The organism is Citrobacter sp. Cpo012 (assembly GCF_030333015.1).
GTDB lineage: Bacteria > Pseudomonadota > Gammaproteobacteria > Enterobacterales > Enterobacteriaceae > Citrobacter > Citrobacter portucalensis.
The window spans coordinates 612,274-631,715 of record NZ_JAOWGR010000036.1; the positions used below are offsets into that span (position 1 = coordinate 612,274).

Genomic DNA, 19,442 nt, shown 5'->3' on the forward strand with positions numbered 1-19,442 from the left:
CATGTTCTCCGTTTTTTTATACGTGGGATTTATACAATCTCTTCGGCATACTGCCAGAGTGATTTCAGCAGCATCAACTTTTCTTTGTTATCCGCATATTGCTGGCTCAATAACTGCAGTTCATTGGCGTAATTTTGCAAAAACTCCGGTGTGAATACCTGGCGGCGATGGTCCAGCCAGCGTTGCTGTTCTGCTTCGTCCAGCGTTCCCGGGAAGTTACGTGCACGGTAATTAAACAACAGTTTTTCAATGCGCTTATCGACAAAGGAGATATCCAGCGCCGGTAAATTGCGTGGTTCGGTTTCCAGAACGATTTTCATCGCCGCACGGTCAGCATCGCTGAAAAAGCCGTTATAAAGTTGGGCATCTACGTTATCTGATGGTGTAAAGGGTTCCGCATCTGCAAAGATCGCGACCACTTTGTCGCGTATCTGCGGATTTTCGCGCAGAACTTTGAGATTATCCAGACAGTGCTGGCGGTTAATGCCAAGACGGTCGGCATCTTCCGGACGCAGAGTATTCGCCTGTGCCAGTACCGGGCATTTGTTGATGTGCACCAGTTTAACCGGTACGGCCGGGTTATCACCCAGATCCACTTTAGACGTGTAGAGCCGCTCGCGCAGGGCATCACTGTCGAGTTCGAGCAGCGGCGAAATATCACCGGCTAAGTCGACCATAATAACAGCGTTACGATTCTCCGGATGCCACGCCAACGGCGCTACCCAACTGGTGTTTCCGCGCCATGCGCCGAACATACCAGAGACATGGACCAGCGGCTTCATTTGCGGGACATCAATCAGCGCGGCCAGCTTGTGCTTATTACGATGGCTGTAGAGATAATCAAACAGACGCGGCTGGCGCGACTTCACTAATTGCGCCATTGCGATTGTGGCGTATACGTCCGCCATAGCATCGTGAGCATTGGTATGCTCAATACCGTTGGCTTTGGTCAAATGCTCCAGGCGGAAGCTGGGTAAGCCGTCGTCGTTTTCCGGCCAGTTAATGCCTTCAGGGCGCAGGGCATAGCAGGCGCGCATCACATCCAGCAGATCCCAGCGCGAATTATCGTTCTGCCAGCTCCAGGCATAGGGATCGTAGAAATTGCGATACAGGATGTTGCGCGTCACCTCATCATCGAAGCGCACGTTGTTATAGCCCAGGATACAGGTTTTCGGCACGGTGAACAGGGCGTGGATGCGTGCAGCAAAAGCGGCTTCATTTTCTCCCTTTTCACGTGCTTCCTGCGGTGTGATACCTGTAATCAACACCGCCTCAGGCTGCGGCAGATAATCGTCCGCGGGTTTGCAATAAAAGACTTCTGGTTCACCGATGATGTTGAAATCATTATCTGTGCGTATAGCCGCAAATTGCGCGGGTCTGTCCAGCGCCGGATGGGTACCAAAGGTCTCGTAATCGTGGAAGAGAAAACCAGGTTGCTGCTTGCCGTCATTCATTGTTCAGTTATGTCCGGGATCAATTTAGCGCTGGTTCAAGAATACCAAAAAATAGCGAGATAATCAGCTATGGCATTATCGAAGCTGGATTGTGTACGCAATAAAATTGAGATAAACAGGACGTTAATGGAATTAATTAATAAATTCCGCACTGTTAAAATAAATTACGGAAATAAAATATCTTGAGGTTGCGGGTTTGTAAATAATCTAACTGATAACCATTATTGTTATTTCCCTTTTATTTGCTGTGTTCTGGAAACTTTAAAAATCTTTTATAAACAATGGTTTTTATTTATGTCAATTCGCTGTCATGCATTGTAATGAAATGTGATTGATGTAAAAAATAAATAATCTAAACGCCATATAATTATTGGATATATCTAATAACAGGAGGTTATATGAGCATTAGTCGGCGTAATTTTTTGCGAGGAGTGGGTATAGGCTGTTCAGCCTGTGCGATAGGCAGTTTCCCGCCTGGGGCACTGGCGCGAAATTCTCCAGAGAGTATCAAAGGGAAAACAACCCTGACGCCAAGTTTGTGCGAGATGTGTTCTTTTCGCTGCCCAATTCAGGCTCAGGTGATTAATAATAAAACGGTTTTTATTCAGGGAAACCCTAATGCGCCACAACAGGGGACACGTGTCTGCGCTCGCGGCGGCAGCGGCGTTAGCCTGGTCAACGACCCTCATCGCATTGTTAAACCCATGAAACGCACAGGACCTCGCGGGAGCGGTGACTGGCAGGTGATTAGCTGGGAACAGGCATATAAAGAAATTGCTGAAAAAATGACGGCAATAAAAACGCAATATGGTCCCCAGGGAGTCGTCTTCTCGTCTAAATCTGGCTCGCTGTCTGGCCATTTATTTCACCTCGCGACAGCTTTCGGATCACCAAATACCTTTACTCACGCATCAACGTGTCCTGCCGGTAAAGCCATTGCAGCTAAAGTGATGATGGGTGGCGATTTAGCCATGGATATCGCCAATACCCGTTATATGGTCTCTTTTGGCCATAACCTCTATGAAGGGATCGAGGTTGCTGATACGCATGAGCTGATGACCGCGCAGGAGAAGGGGGCGAAGATGGTCAGCTTCGATCCCCGTCTGTCCGTATTCTCCAGCAAGGCGGATGAATGGCATGCGCTCAAGCCGGGCGGCGATTTACCGGTGCTGATGGCCATGTGTCACGTCATGATCAATGAAAATCTGTATGACGCGGACTTTGTTGCGCGCTACACCACGGGGTTTGAGCAACTGGCAGAAGCGGTACAAGAGACCACGCCGGAATGGGCGCAGCAGCTCGCGGATGTGCCTGCTGATGTCATTGTTCGGGTCACCCGCGAAATGGCCGCCTGCGCGCCTCATGCTATCGTCAGTCCGGGCCATCGCGCGACGTTTTCGCAAGAAGAAATTGATATGCGGCGCATGATTTTTACCCTCAATGTGCTGCTTGGCAATATTGAGCGTGAAGGCGGTTTGTATCAGAAAAAAGCGGCGGCAACTTACAATAAGCTGGCTGGAGAGAAGGTCGCTCCGGTGCTGGCAAAACCCGATGTCAAATTACCCAAGCCAACGGCGCAGCGTATCGATCTGGTAGCCCCGCAGTTTAAGTACATCGCGGCGGGCGGTGGTGTGGTGCAAAGCATCATTGATGCTGTGTTAAACCAGACGCCTTATCCGGTGAAGGGATGGATTATGTCCCGACACAACCCTTTCCAAACCGTAACCTGTCGACCAGATCTGGTCAAAACCGTTGAACAGCTCGACCTTGTGGTCAGTTGTGATGTCTATTTAAGCGAAAGCGCGGCGTATGCCGACTACCTTTTGCCTGAATGTACTTACCTTGAGCGCGATGAAGAAGTTTCAGACATGTCGGGTCTGAATCCAGCCTATGCCCTGCGTCAGCAGGTAGTAGAACCTATTGGTGATGCGCGTCCGAGCTGGCAAATCTGGAAAGAGCTGGCCGTGCAGTTAGGCCTTGGCCAATTTTACCCATGGCAGGATATGCAAACGCGTCAGTTATACCAGCTTAATGGCGATCATGCGCTATCTGCTGAAATGCGTCAGAAAGGGTATCGGGAGTGGGGTGTTCCGTTGCTGCTGCGTGAACCTGAAGCGGTGCGTCAGTTTGTGGAACGCTATCCGGGCGCGGTGGCGGTTGACAGCGACGGTACCTATGGCGAGCAACTGCGCTTTAAATCTCCGTCAGGAAAAATCGAACTCTATTCCGAAGAGCTGGAAACGCTCCTGCCTGGATACGGTATTCCGCGCGCGCGCAATTTTGCGCTTAAAGGCGACAGTGAACTCTATTTTATCCAGGGAAAAGTGGCGGTTCATACCAACGGTGCGACGCAATACGTGCCACTGCTTAGCGAGTTGATGTGGGATAACGCGGTGTGGATCCACCCGCAAACGGCCCGTGAAAAAGGCATCAAAAGCGGTGATGACATCTGGCTGGAAAATGCGACCGGCAAGGAAAAAGGCAAAGCGCTGGTCACCGCCGGAATTCGGCCCGATACGCTGTTTGTTTATATGGGATTTGGCGCCAAGGCGGGAGCCAAAACCGCAGCGACAACGCACGGTATCCATTGCGGTAATTTGCTTCCGCATGTTACCAGTCCGGTTTCCGGTACGGTGGTCCACACCGCTGGCGTTACGCTTCGTCGGGCATGAGAAAGGAGAACATCATGAATCAATCTACGAACCCTTATGTCATGCTGCATGACGAGAAACGCTGTATCGGCTGTCAGGCATGTACGGTTGCCTGCAAAGTTCTGAATGATGTGCCAGAGGGATTTAGCCGTCTACAGGTGCAGATCCGTTCACCCGAACATGAACCCGAGGTGCTGTCCCACTTCCAGTTTGTTCGCGTCTCCTGTCAGCATTGTGAAGATGCGCCGTGTGTCAGCGTTTGTCCGACCGGTGCATCATTTCGCGACGAAAATGGCATTGTGCAAGTGGATAAGTCTCGCTGTATTGGCTGTGACTACTGCGTTGCCGCTTGTCCGTTCCATGTCCGTTATCTCAATCCGCAAACGGGAATTGCCGACAAATGTAACTTCTGCGCAGATACCCGACTCGAGAGCGGTCAATCGCCCGCCTGCGTTTCCGTTTGTCCGACGGATGCGCTGAAATTTGGTCGTCGTGACGATCCGGAAATTCAGCACTGGATAAATCAAAAAGAGGTTTATCGCCAGCAGGATACGCGTAGCGGTCCGGTGAGTGTTTATCGGCGTAAAGAGATCCATCAGGAGGGTAAAGCATGAATTCTATCTGGGGAGCAGAGCTTAACTATGCGCCGGACTACTGGCCGCTGTGGCTCATTTATGCAGGCGTTGTTGTTGTGCTGATGATTGCGGGCCTGGTTATGCACGCGCTGTTACGTCGGATGCTGGCACCCAAGACGGCAACCGGAGAAGAGCACCGGGATTACCTTTATTCTCTGGCAGTCCGCCGCTGGCACTGGGGTAATGCGCTGCTTTTTATCCTGCTTTTGCTGAGTGGCCTGTTTGGTCACTTCTCTGTCGGACCGGTGGCATTGATGGTGCAGGTACATACCTGGTGCGGTTTCGCCTTGTTGGCCTTCTGGGTTGGTTTTGTGCTAATCAACGCAACCAGCGGCAACGGTTGTCATTACCGGGTGAAGTTTAACGGGTTGATATCACGCTGCTTGTTGCAAACGCGCTTTTATCTGTATGGCATCATGAAGGGTGAACCACACCCGTTTGCCGCAACGGCAGAGAGTAAATTTAACCCGCTACAACAGCTGGCTTATCTGGCCATCATGTATGCGCTGATTCCGCTGCTAATCATCACCGGGTTGTTATGCCTCTACCCGCAGGTGGTAGGGGCTGGGCCTTTGATGCTGGTGCTGCATATGGTGTTGGCGATTGTCGGCTTACTGTTCATCTGTGCGCATATTTACCTGTGCACGCTGGGTGACACGCCGGGGCAAATTTTCCGCAGTATGATAGATGGCTATCATCGTCATCGTAGCCATCACGCAGAAACGGCACCGCGCAAAGGGTAACGCCAGACGCGGTCGATATCTGAAATCCTTTCCTTACAGCAAGAAAATGTGCCTTATGTCACATTTTCTTGCAATTTATCCATGTTTGTTCGCCAGAACTTCCGTAAAAAGAACGGCTATTTCTCCATTTCCTGAGGACATGCTGTTGAAACGCCGTTTGTTTATTGCCGCTTCACTATTTGCGATGAGTTTTTCGCCCGCGTACGCGACCGACGTCGCCAGTTTCGCTCCACAGCCTCCGGCAATTAATGCCGGTGCGTGGGTATTAATGGATTACACCACGGGCCAAATCCTGACAGCCGGAAATGAACACCAGCAGCGCAACCCTGCCAGCCTGACCAAGCTGATGACCGGCTATGTTGTCGATCGCGCAATCGACAGCAAGCGTATTAGTCCGACAGATATTGTCACCGTAGGACGAGATGCCTGGGCGAAAGATAATCCGGTATTCGTCGGTTCATCCTTAATGTTCCTGAAAGAAGGGGATCGCGTTTCTGTGCGCGATCTGAGTCGCGGGTTAATTGTTGATTCCGGTAATGATGCCTGTGTGGCGCTGGCGGATTACATCGCCGGAGGGCAGCCGCAGTTTGTCGCGATGATGAACAACTATGTGCAAAAGCTGAACCTGCGGGACACGCATTTTGAAACGGTACATGGTCTGGATGCGCCAGGTCAGCACAGCTCAGCATACGATCTGGCCGTGCTGTCGAGAGCTATCATCCATGGAGAGCCGGATTTCTACCATATGTACAGTGAAAAAAGCCTTACCTGGAACGGAATTACGCAGCAAAACCGTAACGGTTTGTTGTGGGATAAAACCATGAACGTCGACGGTCTGAAGACTGGGCATACCTCCGGCGCTGGATTCAATCTGATTGCTTCAGCTGTTGATGGTCAGCGCCGCCTGATTGCGGTTGTGATGGGGGCGGAGAGTGCGAAAGGGCGTGAAGACCAGGCGCGAAAACTGCTGCAATGGGGACAACAGAACTTCGATACCGTGCAGGTATTACGTAGCGGTAAGCAGGTTGGTATTGAACGGATCTGGTACGGCGATAAAGAAAAAATTAGCCTTGGCACAGAGCAGGATTTCTGGATGGCCCTGCCTAAAGCCGAAGTCGCTAATATCAAGGCAAAATATGTTCTTGATAAGAAAGAACTGGTTGCCCCCATTGCTGCCCATCAACGTGTGGGGGAAATTGAACTCTACGATCGGGATAAACTGGTGGCGCACTGGCCTCTGGTTACGCTGGAGTCTGTCAACGAAGGCGATGTCTTCTCGCGTTTGAGCGATTACTTCCACCACAAGGCGTAGTTTTTCCTGATGTGCCTGACTGGCAAGAGTGCGAATCTGCTCACATAATAATCACTGATTCCTTGTGGCCGTCATACCTAAAAATTACACTGTATATAAATACAGTGTAATAACGGAGGTTATATGGAGTACGAGATAAAGCAGGTTGAGAAACGCATAATTGCCGGTTTCCATATGGTTGGACCGTGGGAACAAACGGTAAAGCAGGGTTTCGAGCAGTTAATGATGTGGGTCGACGGTAAGCAGATCGTACCGCTGGAATGGATAGCCGTTTATTACGACAATCCTGACGTTGTTCCGGCGGAAAAACTGCGTTGTGATACCGTGGTGTCTGTGCCTGAAGGTTTTGAGATCCCAGAAAACAGCGAAGGGGTGATCCAGACCGAACTGGCGGGGGGCGACTATGCTATCGCCGTTGCGCGCGTTGAAAATCATGACTTCGCGACGCCGTGGTATCAGTTCTTTGAGCGCCTGCTGCAGGATTCGACGTATGCGATAGCCGCTAAACCTTGCTTTGAAGTTTATATGAACAATGGCATGGAGGACGGCTACTGGGACATTGAAATGTACGTGCCGGTACAGTCGAAGTAACTGTTTTTGGTGTAAATCAGGATGAATGTCCTGGTCATCAGGGTGATGTTTTCACTCAAAAAACAGGTACAATTCTGTTCTTTGCAATTCCCTGACGGAGTGCATGAGTGCGTGCAGATAAGTCACTGAGTCCTTTTGAAATTCGTTTGTATCGTCATTATCGTGTGGTGCATGGTGTTCGCATTGCGCTGGCGTTTCTTTTTACTTTTCTGTTGGTTCGCCTGTTGAACATTCCTGAAGGTACATGGCCTCTGATTACGTTGGTGGTAATTATGGGGCCTATTTCCTTTTGGGGGAACGTTGTCCCCAGAGCGTTTGAGCGTATTGGCGGGACAATTCTGGGTTCGGTACTTGGGCTGGTGGCTCTTCGTCTGGAGCTCTTTTCACTTCCGCTAATGCTGATATGGTGCGCGGTAGCGATGTTTCTCTGCGGCTGGCTGGCACTGGGTAAAAAGCCGTATCAGGCGTTGCTGATTGGTATAACGCTTGCGGTCGTTGTGGGCGCCCCCGCTGGTGATATGAACACAGCGTTATGGCGCGGCGGCGATGTTATTCTGGGTTCATTACTGGCAATGCTGTTTACCGGTATCTGGCCGCAGCGGGCATTTATACACTGGCGAATTCAGTTGGCGCATTGCGTAACGGGGTACAATCGGGTGTATCAGGCTGCGCTATCTCCCAACCTGCTGGAGCAACCGCGACTGGAAAAGCATTTACAACAGCTTTTAAGCGATGTTGTCAAAATGCGTGGGCTCATCGTTCCTGCCAGCAAAGAAACCCGCATTCAAAAATCAATCTTTGAAGCTATTCAGACGGTTAATCGCAACCTGGTCTGCATGCTTGAGCTGCAAATCAATGCGCTCTGGGCCAGCCGTACCAGCCACTTTGTTATGTTGAATGCGCATACTTTGCGTGAAACACAGCTCAGGACACAACAGGCGCTACTGACGATAACCCACGCATTGTATGAAGGTAATCCACAACCGGTGCTTGCCAATACGGAAAAACTCAATGACACCGTGGTGGAGTTACGTCAGCTTATTGCTGAGCATAAGGGCGATAATGTCGCTGAAACGCCCATTCACGGCTACGTTTGGCTAAATATGGAAATGGCGCGACAGCTGGAGTTGCTCTCTCATTTGATCTGTCGCGCGCTGCGCAAATAAAGAGCAGATGAGGGGATTGGTTCTACTGCTGCTTCGATTCAGCAACGATTAGAGGTATGATACTGAAAAAGGCTAAAACCATTGGTAACTGCAATGGCTTTACCCTCGATAATTCAGGTTTCAACCATGCATGGTCGATGCAGATGCAACTTGAAGTATGGCGGGCATGAAAGTAATGTTGACCCACTTTAGCCGTTGTTTTAACGAATCCGAATCTCACATTATCAGGGGTGTAAAAATGGAAACTACCAAGCCTTCTTTCCAGGACGTGCTGGAATTTGTTCGTCTGTTCCGTCGTAAAAACAAACTGCAACGTGAAATCCAGGACGTTGAGAAAAAGATCCGTGACAACCAGAAACGTGTTCTGCTGCTGGACAACCTGAGCGACTACATCAAGCCTGGAATGAGCGTGGAAGCGATTCAGGGCATTATCGCCAGCATGAAAAGCGATTATGAAGATCGTGTTGATGATTACATCATCAAAAACGCTGAGATCTCTAAAGAGCGCCGCGACATCTCTAAAAAGCTGAAAGCGATGGGCGAAGTGAAAAACGGCGAAGCGAAAGCCGAGTAACGATTTTATGCTTGTCCGGGTCGCTGCATAGCGGCGGCCCTTATTGCAGTTCGACCCCGCCAGTTACCATCCGCAACAAATGCTGTTCCGGCCAGTGTTCCGTTAATTTTTTCTGCGTCAGCATCCATTTAATGTAGTCCACATCATGACGCTTTCTGTCGAGCATCAGACCGACTACGCTGCCACTGTGCGCAACGTTGACACCGTATAAATCACATTCTTCTACCAGCGCTAAAAGTGAATCAAAATTTGGTTTAGGTAACAGCAACTGGCTGGCGATCGCGCTCAGCGTGGCGGCTTCACCCATCCGATAAGGATTTTGACTGATACATGCTTCCTGTACCTTTTCCCATGCGCGTTTCAGCGCTGGAGCGCCTGCAAGTAACCCTGACTGGCGTGGAGTACGGTGATAATCAGCGGTAAGCAAGGTTTCCGGGCTTTCGAGAACCAGCAGATCGAGTTGAGGCTGGGCTTCACAGGCAATTTGCGTGGAGGCGTCGTTGTGATCGAACAGCGTAAGCTGGCGGAAAACGGTGCTGTCGGTAGGTTCCAGCGAAACGCAAAGCTGCGCCAGAGTGGATTCGTCTAGCTGATGACCCAGATACTGCGCCGTGGCGATTGCCGTGGCGGCGATATCCGCTGTGCTGCTGGCCATCCCTTTAGCGACAGGAATGGTTGACTGGACATCAATTCGAATATCCTGACTCATTTGTGCCGGGTATTGCCAGTGCAGCAATAACCTCTCAACCATCGCCCGCGAAAGTGGACGTTCATCTGTCAGCGGTGAACCTGAAGTGACCTCAACGGTGCTATACCATTCAACCGGGCAGGAGACCAATTTCTCACTGCCCAGAATCCAGCCCTGGATAAGTTCTCCGCACGATGCGGGACATTGCGCAACAGCCACGTCTTCACCTATGTGATCAGCAATCCTCGGCGCATAGTGTCATGGCGATCGCGCTATTACCATGATTTGCCGCAATTTGCGGTGCGGCAGTATTATGCAGGAATGCCCAATGTCACAGTTTCAGATATCGCTAAACGCATAACGTCTTGCGCAATCATCAGCTCTTCATTGGTATTAATCACCGCTACTTTGACCATCGCATTTTCCGTCTGAATGAAGGTGGCATTACGCTGATTTTTTTCCTCATCAACGGCCAGCCCCAGGAAATTCAGGTTACGACAAATCGCAGTGCGCGCCCGTGCGGAGTTTTCGCCAATACCACCGGTAAACACCAGGGCATCCAGACCGCCCATCTGCATAATATAGCTACCAATGGTGGCACGAATGCGCTCAGCAAAAAGCGTCAACGCCAGCGCAGCCTGATGATTGCCCGTATCTGCGGCATGTTCAACGTCGCGGTAGTCAGGTGAGATGCCAGAAACACCGAGCAATCCAGACTCATTGTTGAGCAATTGGTTGAGCTGCTGCGGTGTTTTGCCTTCTCGCAGGGCAATCCACGGTAAAATGGACGGATCGATATCGCCACTTCGCGTGCCCATCATCACGCCAGACTGCGGCGTAAAGCCCATTGACGTATTCACCGATTGTCCGCCTTTGATGGCGCAGATGCTGCTGCCGTTGCCCAGATGACAACAAACAACGCGCAGGGCGCTGAGTGGTACACCCAGTTTTTCAGCAAGCTGTGAGCTAACGTATTTGTGGCTGGTACCATGAAAACCATAGCGACGAATACCCAACTCTGAATAGTAACGCCAGGGCAGGGGATAGATGAAAGAAGGCTCATCAAGCGTTTGATGAAAGGCGGTGTCGAACACCGCAACGGCTGGTGTTTTGGGTAATAGCTGGCGGAATACCGCGATCCCCAACGCATTTACCGGGTTATGCAGAGGGGCCAGTTCCGCGAGTCGCTCGATTTCTGCCAGCGTTTCATCAGTTACCAGCGCGGAGTCTTTAAAAGATTCTCCGCCGTGCGCGACGCGATGACCCACGCCGTCGATCTCTTCCAGACTGTTGATAATGTGGTGGTTGAGCAGTTTTTCCAGGAGCAACGTTACGGCTTCACGGTGATCGGCTACGGGCAAAGTCTCCTGCCATTTCTGCGCTGGCGTTTTTAGGGTGACCTGCGCATCAGACAAACCGATACGTTCAATCAACCCCTGACAGATCATTTCACCCTGCGGCATCGCCAGTAGTTGAAATTTAAGCGAGGAACTACCTGCATTAATGGCCATTATTTTGTGAGACATGAAGGTTCCTTTGCATTCAGAAAAATGAACATCTCATCGACCCCAGTATTCTCCAGCGCGCTGGTGACAAATACTTTTTGCGCACCAGCCTGAACTAACCAACTCTCCACAAGAGAAATACGCTGCGGATTGGCTAAATCGGCTTTGGTAACGAGGCCAATAACGGGTCGGTTCATTGGTCCGGTAAAACCGGGAGAAAATGGTGACCACGGCGCGTCAGCATTGAGTACCAGCGCAATAATGTCTGCTTCACAGGCGCTGGCCAGCAGCGCGCTGTACAGGCAGCGGTTCTCAAGATATTCACCCGGTGTGTCTATTGTCGTAGGAGACCAGACTATGGCCTGGGTCTTCTGATAGTGAAGCGCCTCTCCCCGCATGCACTGCGTGAGCGACGTTTTACCGCACTGGCTGGGGCCAATTAGCATGATACGTTTCATGAGATTACGTCCGGGTGATGGGACACGCGGTAAAACGCATCATTTCGCCGAGCGTTCGGGTTACCTGTTTCAGCGCGTACTCAACGGCGGAAACATCACCCGTCAGTACCACCGCGCCGGTAAACCGGTCGAGAAAACCAATCTCTACCGCCCCGGATTTCGTGGCGATATCACAGGCGATGATTGAGGCTTCGCTGGGGGTAATGGTCAGAATACCGATTGCGGAAACCGCATCTGGTAATCCCAGCTTCTTGAACAAATCTTTACCTGGATTAGCAATAAGATGCGCCAGCGTGACCTGTTTGCCTGGTACATATTCCTGAATCATTCGATCCGTGGTGGGTTGTCTTTCCATTATCCCTCCACCATATGTCGCCACATGCTTTCATGCGGGCGGGGTATGACCGAGCGGTAAACCAGCAGGCCTTTTTCACCCGCGCTTTCACTGGCAACCGTCACTGCGTTATTCACATCGGATACATCGCCAGCAACGACCATGTAGCACTTGCCGCCAATACCAAATGCCATATGGACGCGTACCAGCGTGACGTTGGAGGCTTTAACCGCCCGGTCGGCGGCGCAGATGCAGGCAGCAACGCTCCATGTTTCGACAATACCAACTGCCTGACGCTTATCCACGCTGTTTAGCCCGCTGATTGCGGGGAGTACGCTGGCATGAATGTTGGGGAGTACCAGACTGTCAACGAGCATATCGCCGGCAAGAGATGTTCCAGTGGCAATCGCCTGCTGTACGGCACCTACGTCACCACCGAGCATGAGTAGAAATTTTCCCGGGCAGATGGTCTTGCTGACCAGTAAATTCACATTCGCGCTTTTTAACATGGCATCACCCGCTTCCATTCCTTTGGCAATGCTGGTGAGTTCTAAAATCCCTATAGCCTGAGACATGATTAACCTCTAATTACCGTGATAGATTGCTCAGTGATTTCGCTGACAATACCGTCAATGCTGGCGTGAACAGGCGCGCCTAATGCACCGGACGGCACATCGGCAACGCATTGACCGCGAACAACGTGTTCGCCTTGTTCTACACATGGGATGGCGCTGGCACCAATATGCTGGCGTAACAACAGCGTCGTTTTATCTGTGGAATAATCAGTCTCAGCCAGTGGCGCATCGTGATACCAGTCGCTAAGACCCAGTTTGGTAATAAGGCGCTTAACCGGGATCAGCCGGTACTTCGCCATTTCATCCTCAGGATTTAGCGGCCCTTCATAACGATGGTTGAGCGCCCGCAGTTCGCGTTTCAGCATGCGGTTGATGCGCATCGGTGAAATCCCAACCGGGCAGGCTACGCTTTCACACACGTTGCATTCTGAACAGGTCAGGGCCGTGAGCAGCAGCTGCGGTGTGGCCGCCTGCTGATAATTAACCGCACGAACCAGCAGGTGCGGGGATAATTCATGGCCGATCAAATGCCTTGGGCACAAATCCGTACACAAACGGCACTGCTCGCAAACGGTTTTTGCTACAGAAAGCACGGTGCGTTCATCCTGCATACGCCGCTGAATCAACGCATGAGACTTAGGCAAAACCAGCAGGCCCCCGGTGGTCTTGCTTACGGGGGTATCCAGTGAAGTAATCAGGCCGCCCATCATCGGACCACCGTTAATAAAGCCGGGATCGTCAACGGTTGCGCCACCGGCCAGCGCCAGAACGTCACGTAAAGACATTCCGATAGGGACAGTGAGTGTGATGGGACTGGCGACTGCGCCGTTAACGGTCAGGGTGCGACGCGTAACGGGGTACTGCTGCTCAACTGCTCTGGCGATGTTGAGCACGGTCTGAACGTTATTGACCACCACACCGACGCTGACCGGCAGCGCGGCAGGCGGAACTCTCCGACCGGTTGCCATCCAGATGGTCAAAACCTCGTCACCAGCCGGGTAGACATCAGGCAAAATATGTAAGCGGATCCCGGCAGGTAGAAGGGGCGTTAATGCATTGATAGCCTTTTGGTATTTCTCTTTGAGCGCAATAATCCCGGCACTGGCTCCGGTCGCCGTCATGGCATATTGAACGCCGCGGATAAGTCGCTCAGCCTGGACGGCCATCAACTGCTGGTCAACTTTCAGCATTGGCTCACATTCAGCCGCATTGACCAGAAATGTATCGACCTGCGCCTGTAATTTTACGTGAGCAGGAAAGCCTGCGCCTCCGGCTCCGACAACACCTGCTGCGCGAACGCGTTCGCGAATGGTCTGCGCATCATAAAGCGTGGACTCTGCCGTCATGGCTGTCTTCATAATAATTCCTCAAGCAGTTCCTGCATGGCACTGGCATCGGCAACACGAGGATTGGTTTGCAGCGTGACGTCAGCCAGCGCGGCCTGAACCATCGACGGGATACGTTGTGACCAGGCTTGCTTTCCGTCTTTAAGCGCGTCAACAAAAGAAGGCAACGCACACTGTTTTTTCAGTAGCTCGATATGATGAATGAGCGCATTCAATGCCGCTGTATCGTTCGCGTTATCCGGGCATAAATGGCAGGCTTTAGCAAAACGGGCATAGCGCTTCGCAGCTCGCGGATCTCGGGCATTAAAATGAATGACATGGGTCAGCAGCAGCGCATTGGCAAGTCCATGCGGCAGATGAAACTGACCACCCAACTGATGGGCAATCGCATGATTTATCCCCAGTCCAGCCTGACTAAATGCCATTCCCGCGAGCGTTGATGCATTGTGCATTTTCCCCCTGGTTGCCAGACAGTCGCCTTTGCTGACGGCGACAGGCAGGTACTGGAAGACGATTTGAGCCGCTTTTTCAGCCAGTGCGTCTGTGAAGTCGCTGGCCTTCGTGGACACGTAAGCCTCCAGTGCATGCGTTAACACGTCCATGCCGGTATTCGCGGTGATGGCAGGTGGTACGCTGACGACCAACGTTGGATCAAGGATGGCCATGTCCGGGTAAAGCGCATTATTGAATAATGGATATTTAATGCCTTTATCCGGATCGCTAATCACGCAGGCACTGGTTACCTCGGAGCCTGTGCCGCTGGTGGTGGGAATTGCGACACAGGTTTCAATTTCAATACCGAACTGTCGGCTGAACCAGACGATGGCTTTTGCAGCGTCCAGTGCTGAGCCGCCACCAAAACCCATCACGACGTCTGGTTGCAGGGACTGCATTTGTGCAATCCCTTGAACTACCGTGCCGATGGTGGGATCGGGGGTGATATCGCTGAAAATGCTGATGCGGTTATCCGCTGGCAGAGCGTTGCGCAGCTTTTCAATCAGGGGAGAACGCGCGAGAAAACCATCGCAGATAATCCAGATATGCTTATTCGTGAAGCGCTTGAGCACATCCAGACTTCCCTGGCCGCTGTACAATCGAGTTTGCAGTGAAAAGCTATTCATAACGGCCCCATTAGCGAATAGAAAAACCGTTTGTCAGCACGCAACGACGAGAGCGTGCGAAAGTGCGCGCAGATGTTGTTCCTTCACCGGTTGGCGTCGCAATAGTGAAGGTTGTAAAACCTTCGCCACCAACGCCGATCCCGGCGTAAGAGGGGCCATTTTTCACAAAGATGGAGGTCTGAAGCGTGCGCGCGGCAAGGTTCAAACGTGACACATTTTGCGAATGCATAATGGCGGTGTGATGCAATCCCTCTTCAACTTTCAGGGCCAACGTTAATGCACTGTCAAAATCGCTCACCGTTACGACGGGGAGCATTGGCATCAATTGCTCGCTGGTAACCCACGGGTCGTCAGCCTTGACGATGCCTGTCAGTAATCGAGGTACTTTTGCCGGAACAGGTATTCCTGCTGCTTCCAGTAAGGTTGCCGGGCTTTTACCCACCAGTTTTTTATTGGCTATGCCTTCTGGTAGACAGACAGCGCGCAGTTTGTCTACCTCTTCGCTATTGAGAAGCATCGCACCAAAAGACTGCATCTGTTGAACCAGTCGTTCGGCAACGGCATCAACAACAATCAGGCTCTTCTCAGCGATGCAGGGGAGGTTGTAATCAAAGGATGCGCCATTGATGATATCCTCTGCCGCCTTAACCAGGTCGGCCGTTTCATCAACAATGCAGGGTGGATTTCCTGCGCCTGCGCCGATGACTTTTTTCCCGCTTTTCATGCCCATAGCAACAATGCCTGGGCCACCGGTAATCGCCAGAACTGCGATTTTAGGGTGCGCCATCATCTGCTGGGTAGCCTCAAAGGTGGGTTCTGTGACCGTGACGACAAGATTACGAATTCCGCAGCAACGGAAAGCAATATCTTCAATCATGGCAATCAGCTTGAGTGAAACCTTTTTGGCACCCGGATGCGGACTGAAGTAAACGCTATTCCCTGCCGCCAGCATGCTGATGCTGTTGTTAATAATGGTCTCTGTCGGGTTAGTACTGGGGGCGACAGAACCAATCACGCCAAATGGGGAATACTCGAATAACACCATGCCGCCGTCACCGGTTAACGCCGTGGTAGTGAGATCTTCGATTCCTGGAGTGTTGTCCAGCGCGGCTTTATTTTTAAGGAACTTATCCTCTTTGTTGCCCATTCCTGTTTCAGCTGCGCTCTCAGCGGCCAGTGAAGCAAGATGAGGCGTCAGTTCTTCGCGTAGGGCGTTTATGATGGCGCTGCGGGTTTTCAATGGACATTGCTGGTAACGCAGAAAAGCCTGATGCGCTGCATCGATAGCTTCGCCAACGGACGGAAAAATACCGTTACCCTGAACTTCTGCTTTTGCCGGGGCGAGTTGCTCACTCAAAATGTTACGAATAAGGGTTTCAAGTTCTGAAGTATTCATTGATGTGTTCTCACGTTAATCGCCGCAATGGCCGTTTCTGCAATGTCCATATCCTGTTCAACGCTTCCTCCGCTGATGCCAAGACCCCCGAGGAGTAAACCCTCACGCCATAATGCGTATCCGCCACCGAAGGTGACGACTTTTCCCTGCATATGGCTTTCCAGACCGTAAAGCGCAGCGCCGGGTTGCACTGCCGATGTCAGCTCATGTGTGGCGGTTTTCATCGCCACGGCAGTCCAGGCTTTTTTGGGTGCCAGTTCGCTACTCACGAGTAAAGCGTCAGGCATGCGCCAGGCCACCATTTGGGTCCCGTTCGCATCAACAATGCTAATGACGACCGGAACCTGAAGTTCTTCTGCTCTCGTCACCGCAGCGCGAGTGAGTTGGTGGAGCTCCTGAAAAGACAGAGACATAGTCGGCTCCTTTATGGCAGGTGCTTGAACGGCAGCGAGATAGCGCTCAGCCACTTTCTGAATGATGTCGTTTTGATGGGCGTCATGATCTTCTGCTCGTGCAAGCGCATATAAGCAGTCGGACAGGCGATTGATATAACGCATCAGCACGTGTCTGACGGAGATCTCGGTGGAGAGCTCGACCAGTCGTCTCTCTGCGCGGCGTGCCAGCGTACGGGCAAAGTGCAGTCGGCTGGCGGCTTCGCTGCGGCCAGGTAGAATAAAGCTGCGCAGGGGCGGTACTCTTCCCATTGCGGTATCGATGGCCGCTTCCAGTGCTGCAATTTCTTCTGAGCTGATGTAGCGCTGCTCTGGCGTTGGTTCTTCGCTTTCGCTTGCCAGTTCGGCGCTGAACCAAAAAAGCTGCAGCTGGATATTCTCAAGTAACTGCCGGTGCTGCGGGTTTTTCGCTGCACAAATGCACAGACTTAGCGCCGCATTCAGTTCGTCCAGCGTACCGTAGGCTTCCACGCGTGGATGCATTTTGCTCACGCGCTGTCCGGTAAAGAGGGCTGTTGTTCCTGCATCACCAGTGCGGGTATAAATCGCCATAGTTCCTCCTAACGAGAAAGCGTGTCGACAATGCCGACGATAGCCAGATCGATGGCCTCGTTAGGGCCAGAAAAAACGTGTCTGGCGCTGGATCCGCTGCTGAGTAATACCAGTTCGCCGGTCCCTGCGCCGACAGAATCAACAGCGACTTCATCTCCACTCACAGGGGATGCAGGAAGCTCTCCGTCAGCACTTACCCGACGTACCAGCAACAGTTTTTTTCCCACCAGTGATGGGGATTTTTGCGTGGAAACCACAACGCCTGTAACCCGGGCCAGATGCATAGCTCACTCCTGCTTAATTAGTTGGACATTTCGCAGACTGACTGCTTCCTGAGCCAGAGCCGTCACGACACACCGACGGCGCAACACCAGTACGCCATCCCTTAATTGGGCGACGTCGGCATAGCTGAGAAGCTTCTCAGGATGCAAAAAGATGGTTCGTCCCCGTTCGTCATTGAACTCCAGCGGCAGACGTGCGAGTTTTTTCACGGGGATTGCGGGTAACAATCGGTGTTGTAGTGAAATTTTCACGCGGACTCCGCATGCCAGCGCGTCGTGAATCTTTCCCACCGACATGTTGGCTGGGCAGCCTTCGGCAATTTGCTCCAGTAATGGCAGATCCACTTGCTGGAGATGGAGCGACGAGTACTGGCAGCATACTGTCCGTGAATCGATTTCCCGTAACTGCGCGACGCTAAGAGTGAGCGTGCTTTCCGCGCGTTTTTTTAATCGGGAAACAACCTCCTCGATAATGCGTTGCAGCAGTTCGTTGTTCATCGTGAGGTCACCAGTGTGGCGAATGCCTGGGGATTATCAGCGCCTGCAGCATTGGCTTCGTCTGTATCGATATGCATTTCGAGGCGCATATCCGGCGAAACGCGTACGGCGACGTTATCGAAAATCAGTCGACGTTCATCGCCATTAATGGCGACCGAGACTTTATCACCATGGGAAACCCGCAGAATCAGAGCATCGAGCGGAGACATATGGATATGCCGTTGGGCGACGATCACCCCGGATGCTAAGTCCAGTTCAGCAAATGGGCTGACGAGACGAACACCGGGTGTGCCCTGAATATTGCCCGACATCCGTAGCGGAGCAGCAATTCCCAACGTGCGGGCGTCGGTACGAGAAATTTCGACCTGGCTGGTACTGCGCAGCGGGCCGAGTAAACGCACATTTTTTAACTGACCTTTTGGCCCCACCAGCGTGACAGTCTGCTCTGCTGCATATTGTCCTGGCTGCAGCAGCCCTTTTTTCTCACTAATGGGGTGATTGGGAAACAAGCGACCGTAATCTTCAGCGCACAGATGAATATGACGATTAGAGATCCCCAGCGGAATCGGGCGCTCGCGCATTTCATCCAGAACCTTAGCGACAGTGGTCTCCAGTTGCTGTTTATCCATTACGCTTCACCTCGTTTGCCAGAGTGAAGACAAAGCGTGCGCGGCTCGCCTTTTTGGCGAGGGCAGGCAGGATCAAGACACAAATTGCAGCTAATCAACTCTGCATCTTGCGGTGCTTCGGGTACATCATGGTCCACAAATATCTCTTCATGCGGTACGGCTGGTATGGGTTCGGGCGTTGGCTCAGGCTCCAGGACAACGCTATGCGACAGGATCCCGTCCCCGGGTCTGGAAATGACTTTGTGAGCCACCAGTCCATCTCGCTGGTCAGCGAAACTGACACCGGTGGAAATGGCCGCCTGGACGGAGGCCACATCCCCGATTATCTTGATCACCGTCCAGCCTGAGCCGTTGGTTTTTTCGAGGCCCACCAGCGTGATGGAGGCGGCTTTCGCCATGACGTCCGCGCAACTGATGGCTAATGCCAGACCACTAACTTCAAGTAATCCCAGTGATTGCTTCACGCTGTGCTCCTTGGTTG

Annotated in this window: 21 protein-coding genes; 7 read left to right on the forward strand and 14 right to left on the reverse strand. The window is 52.0% G+C overall.

Going from position 1 to position 19,442, the window contains the following annotated elements:
• Window positions 1–29: 29 nt before the first annotated feature.
• Entirely contained in the window at window positions 30–1,454 is a 1,425-nt protein-coding gene (gene sbcB / locus OGX90_RS09645) for an exodeoxyribonuclease I (RefSeq protein WP_071445381.1), read from the reverse strand.
• Window positions 1,455–1,852: 398 nt separating this feature from the next.
• Here sbcB and phsA point away from each other — a divergent pair, with 398 nt between their 5' ends.
• The 7 genes from phsA to OGX90_RS09680 all read left to right on the forward strand — a co-directional run bounded on the left by phsA (window position 1,853) and on the right by OGX90_RS09680 (window position 9,126).
• Entirely contained in the window at window positions 1,853–4,126 is a 2,274-nt protein-coding gene (gene phsA / locus OGX90_RS09650; protein ID WP_286623634.1) for a thiosulfate reductase PhsA, read from the forward strand.
• Between the two features lie 14 nt (window positions 4,127–4,140).
• Window positions 4,141–4,719, forward strand: a complete 579-nt coding sequence (phsB, locus tag OGX90_RS09655; protein ID WP_003834185.1) for a thiosulfate reductase electron transport protein PhsB — start codon at window positions 4,141–4,143, stop codon at window positions 4,717–4,719.
• The gene (gene phsC / locus OGX90_RS09660) at window positions 4,716–5,483 is read left to right on the forward strand and encodes a thiosulfate reductase cytochrome B subunit (protein WP_032943904.1); all 768 of its coding nucleotides are present in this window, start codon (window positions 4,716–4,718) and stop codon (window positions 5,481–5,483) included. Before phsB ends, phsC begins: the two co-directional genes overlap by 4 nt.
• Before the next feature lie 139 nt (window positions 5,484–5,622).
• The gene (gene dacD, locus OGX90_RS09665; protein WP_286623637.1) at window positions 5,623–6,795 is read left to right on the forward strand and encodes a serine-type D-Ala-D-Ala carboxypeptidase DacD; all 1,173 of its coding nucleotides are present in this window, start codon (window positions 5,623–5,625) and stop codon (window positions 6,793–6,795) included.
• Between the two features lie 123 nt (window positions 6,796–6,918).
• Window positions 6,919–7,386 carry a DNA gyrase inhibitor SbmC gene (gene sbmC / locus OGX90_RS09670; RefSeq protein WP_008785156.1) on the forward strand — a complete coding sequence of 156 codons (468 nt, stop codon included), beginning with the start codon at window positions 6,919–6,921 and terminating at the stop codon, window positions 7,384–7,386.
• A gap of 107 nt (window positions 7,387–7,493) precedes the next feature.
• Window positions 7,494–8,552, forward strand: coding sequence for an FUSC family protein (locus OGX90_RS09675; RefSeq protein ID WP_008785155.1), 1,059 nt, complete (start codon window positions 7,494–7,496; stop codon window positions 8,550–8,552).
• Between the two features lie 238 nt (window positions 8,553–8,790).
• Window positions 8,791–9,126 (forward strand): DUF496 family protein, encoded by a 336-nt coding sequence (locus tag OGX90_RS09680; RefSeq protein ID WP_003834176.1) that lies wholly within the window; start codon window positions 8,791–8,793, stop codon window positions 9,124–9,126.
• A 40-nt stretch (window positions 9,127–9,166) separates the two neighbouring features.
• Here OGX90_RS09680 and OGX90_RS09685 read toward each other — a convergent pair whose 3' ends face one another.
• The 13 genes from OGX90_RS09685 to OGX90_RS09745 form a co-directional block, all read right to left on the reverse strand.
• Complete coding sequence (locus OGX90_RS09685; RefSeq protein WP_003834174.1) at window positions 9,167–10,033, reverse strand: GHMP family kinase ATP-binding protein; 867 nt, start codon at window positions 10,031–10,033, stop codon at window positions 9,167–9,169.
• A gap of 92 nt (window positions 10,034–10,125) precedes the next feature.
• On the reverse strand, window positions 10,126–11,340 hold the full coding sequence (locus OGX90_RS09690) for an acetate/propionate family kinase (RefSeq protein WP_234692093.1): 1,215 nt from the start codon (window positions 11,338–11,340) through the stop codon (window positions 10,126–10,128).
• Window positions 11,325–11,777 (reverse strand): propanediol utilization protein PduV, encoded by a 453-nt coding sequence (gene pduV / locus OGX90_RS09695; RefSeq protein WP_008785152.1) that lies wholly within the window; start codon window positions 11,775–11,777, stop codon window positions 11,325–11,327. The genes OGX90_RS09690 and pduV overlap by 16 nt, the downstream gene beginning before the upstream one ends.
• 4 nt (window positions 11,778–11,781) lie before the next feature.
• Window positions 11,782–12,132 carry a propanediol utilization microcompartment protein PduU gene (pduU, locus tag OGX90_RS09700; RefSeq protein ID WP_008785151.1) on the reverse strand — a complete coding sequence of 117 codons (351 nt, stop codon included), beginning with the start codon at window positions 12,130–12,132 and terminating at the stop codon, window positions 11,782–11,784.
• Window positions 12,132–12,686 (reverse strand): propanediol utilization microcompartment protein PduT, encoded by a 555-nt coding sequence (gene pduT, locus OGX90_RS09705; RefSeq protein ID WP_234692092.1) that lies wholly within the window; start codon window positions 12,684–12,686, stop codon window positions 12,132–12,134. Before pduT ends, pduU begins: the two co-directional genes overlap by 1 nt.
• Before the next feature lie 2 nt (window positions 12,687–12,688).
• On the reverse strand, window positions 12,689–14,044 hold the full coding sequence (gene pduS / locus OGX90_RS09710) for a cobalamin reductase PduS (protein WP_234692091.1): 1,356 nt from the start codon (window positions 14,042–14,044) through the stop codon (window positions 12,689–12,691).
• Window positions 14,041–15,153 (reverse strand): 1-propanol dehydrogenase PduQ, encoded by a 1,113-nt coding sequence (locus tag OGX90_RS09715; RefSeq protein ID WP_234096311.1) that lies wholly within the window; start codon window positions 15,151–15,153, stop codon window positions 14,041–14,043. The genes pduS and OGX90_RS09715 overlap by 4 nt, the downstream gene beginning before the upstream one ends.
• Window positions 15,154–15,163: 10 nt before the next feature.
• A complete protein-coding gene (pduP, locus tag OGX90_RS09720) occupies window positions 15,164–16,549 on the reverse strand; it encodes a CoA-acylating propionaldehyde dehydrogenase PduP (RefSeq protein ID WP_008785148.1) in 1,386 nt (461 codons plus the stop codon).
• A complete protein-coding gene (gene pduO, locus OGX90_RS09725) occupies window positions 16,546–17,553 on the reverse strand; it encodes a two-domain cob(I)yrinic acid a,c-diamide adenosyltransferase PduO (protein ID WP_286623641.1) in 1,008 nt (335 codons plus the stop codon). The genes pduP and pduO overlap by 4 nt, the downstream gene beginning before the upstream one ends.
• Before the next feature lie 8 nt (window positions 17,554–17,561).
• A complete protein-coding gene (locus OGX90_RS09730) occupies window positions 17,562–17,837 on the reverse strand; it encodes a EutN/CcmL family microcompartment protein (RefSeq protein WP_003030211.1) in 276 nt (91 codons plus the stop codon).
• A 3-nt stretch (window positions 17,838–17,840) separates the two neighbouring features.
• Complete coding sequence (gene pduM, locus OGX90_RS09735; protein WP_234692089.1) at window positions 17,841–18,332, reverse strand: microcompartment protein PduM; 492 nt, start codon at window positions 18,330–18,332, stop codon at window positions 17,841–17,843.
• The gene (locus tag OGX90_RS09740) at window positions 18,329–18,961 is read right to left on the reverse strand and encodes a phosphate propanoyltransferase (RefSeq protein ID WP_008785145.1); all 633 of its coding nucleotides are present in this window, start codon (window positions 18,959–18,961) and stop codon (window positions 18,329–18,331) included. The genes pduM and OGX90_RS09740 overlap by 4 nt, the downstream gene beginning before the upstream one ends.
• Window positions 18,961–19,425 (reverse strand): BMC domain-containing protein, encoded by a 465-nt coding sequence (locus OGX90_RS09745; protein ID WP_032943897.1) that lies wholly within the window; start codon window positions 19,423–19,425, stop codon window positions 18,961–18,963. Before OGX90_RS09745 ends, OGX90_RS09740 begins: the two co-directional genes overlap by 1 nt.
• Between the last annotated feature and the right edge of the window lie 17 nt (window positions 19,426–19,442).

What these genes read in the sequence shown, in the direction of transcription:
- pduM (WP_234692089.1), bottom strand. Translation starts at nt 18,332, where the DNA reads ATGAACAACGAACTGCTGCAACGCATTATCGAGGAGGTTGTTTCCCGA.
- pduU (WP_008785151.1), bottom strand. Translation starts at nt 12,132, where the DNA reads ATGGAAAGACAACCCACCACGGATCGAATGATTCAGGAATATGTACCA.
- phsB (WP_003834185.1), top strand. Translation starts at nt 4,141, where the DNA reads ATGAATCAATCTACGAACCCTTATGTCATGCTGCATGACGAGAAACGC.
- OGX90_RS09690 (WP_234692093.1), bottom strand. Translation starts at nt 11,340, where the DNA reads ATGTCTCACAAAATAATGGCCATTAATGCAGGTAGTTCCTCGCTTAAA.
- pduP (WP_008785148.1), bottom strand. Translation starts at nt 16,549, where the DNA reads ATGAATACTTCAGAACTTGAAACCCTTATTCGTAACATTTTGAGTGAG.
- phsA (WP_286623634.1), top strand. Translation starts at nt 1,853, where the DNA reads ATGAGCATTAGTCGGCGTAATTTTTTGCGAGGAGTGGGTATAGGCTGT.
- pduO (WP_286623641.1), bottom strand. Translation starts at nt 17,553, where the DNA reads ATGGCGATTTATACCCGCACTGGTGATGCAGGAACAACAGCCCTCTTT.
- pduS (WP_234692091.1), bottom strand. Translation starts at nt 14,044, where the DNA reads ATGAAGACAGCCATGACGGCAGAGTCCACGCTTTATGATGCGCAGACC.
- OGX90_RS09715 (WP_234096311.1), bottom strand. Translation starts at nt 15,153, where the DNA reads ATGAATAGCTTTTCACTGCAAACTCGATTGTACAGCGGCCAGGGAAGT.
- pduV (WP_008785152.1), bottom strand. Translation starts at nt 11,777, where the DNA reads ATGAAACGTATCATGCTAATTGGCCCCAGCCAGTGCGGTAAAACGTCG.
- dacD (WP_286623637.1), top strand. Translation starts at nt 5,623, where the DNA reads ATGCTGTTGAAACGCCGTTTGTTTATTGCCGCTTCACTATTTGCGATG.
- pduT (WP_234692092.1), bottom strand. Translation starts at nt 12,686, where the DNA reads ATGTCTCAGGCTATAGGGATTTTAGAACTCACCAGCATTGCCAAAGGA.
- OGX90_RS09740 (WP_008785145.1), bottom strand. Translation starts at nt 18,961, where the DNA reads ATGGATAAACAGCAACTGGAGACCACTGTCGCTAAGGTTCTGGATGAA.
- phsC (WP_032943904.1), top strand. Translation starts at nt 4,716, where the DNA reads ATGAATTCTATCTGGGGAGCAGAGCTTAACTATGCGCCGGACTACTGG.
- OGX90_RS09730 (WP_003030211.1), bottom strand. Translation starts at nt 17,837, where the DNA reads ATGCATCTGGCCCGGGTTACAGGCGTTGTGGTTTCCACGCAAAAATCC.
- sbcB (WP_071445381.1), bottom strand. Translation starts at nt 1,454, where the DNA reads ATGAATGACGGCAAGCAGCAACCTGGTTTTCTCTTCCACGATTACGAG.
- OGX90_RS09680 (WP_003834176.1), top strand. Translation starts at nt 8,791, where the DNA reads ATGGAAACTACCAAGCCTTCTTTCCAGGACGTGCTGGAATTTGTTCGT.
- sbmC (WP_008785156.1), top strand. Translation starts at nt 6,919, where the DNA reads ATGGAGTACGAGATAAAGCAGGTTGAGAAACGCATAATTGCCGGTTTC.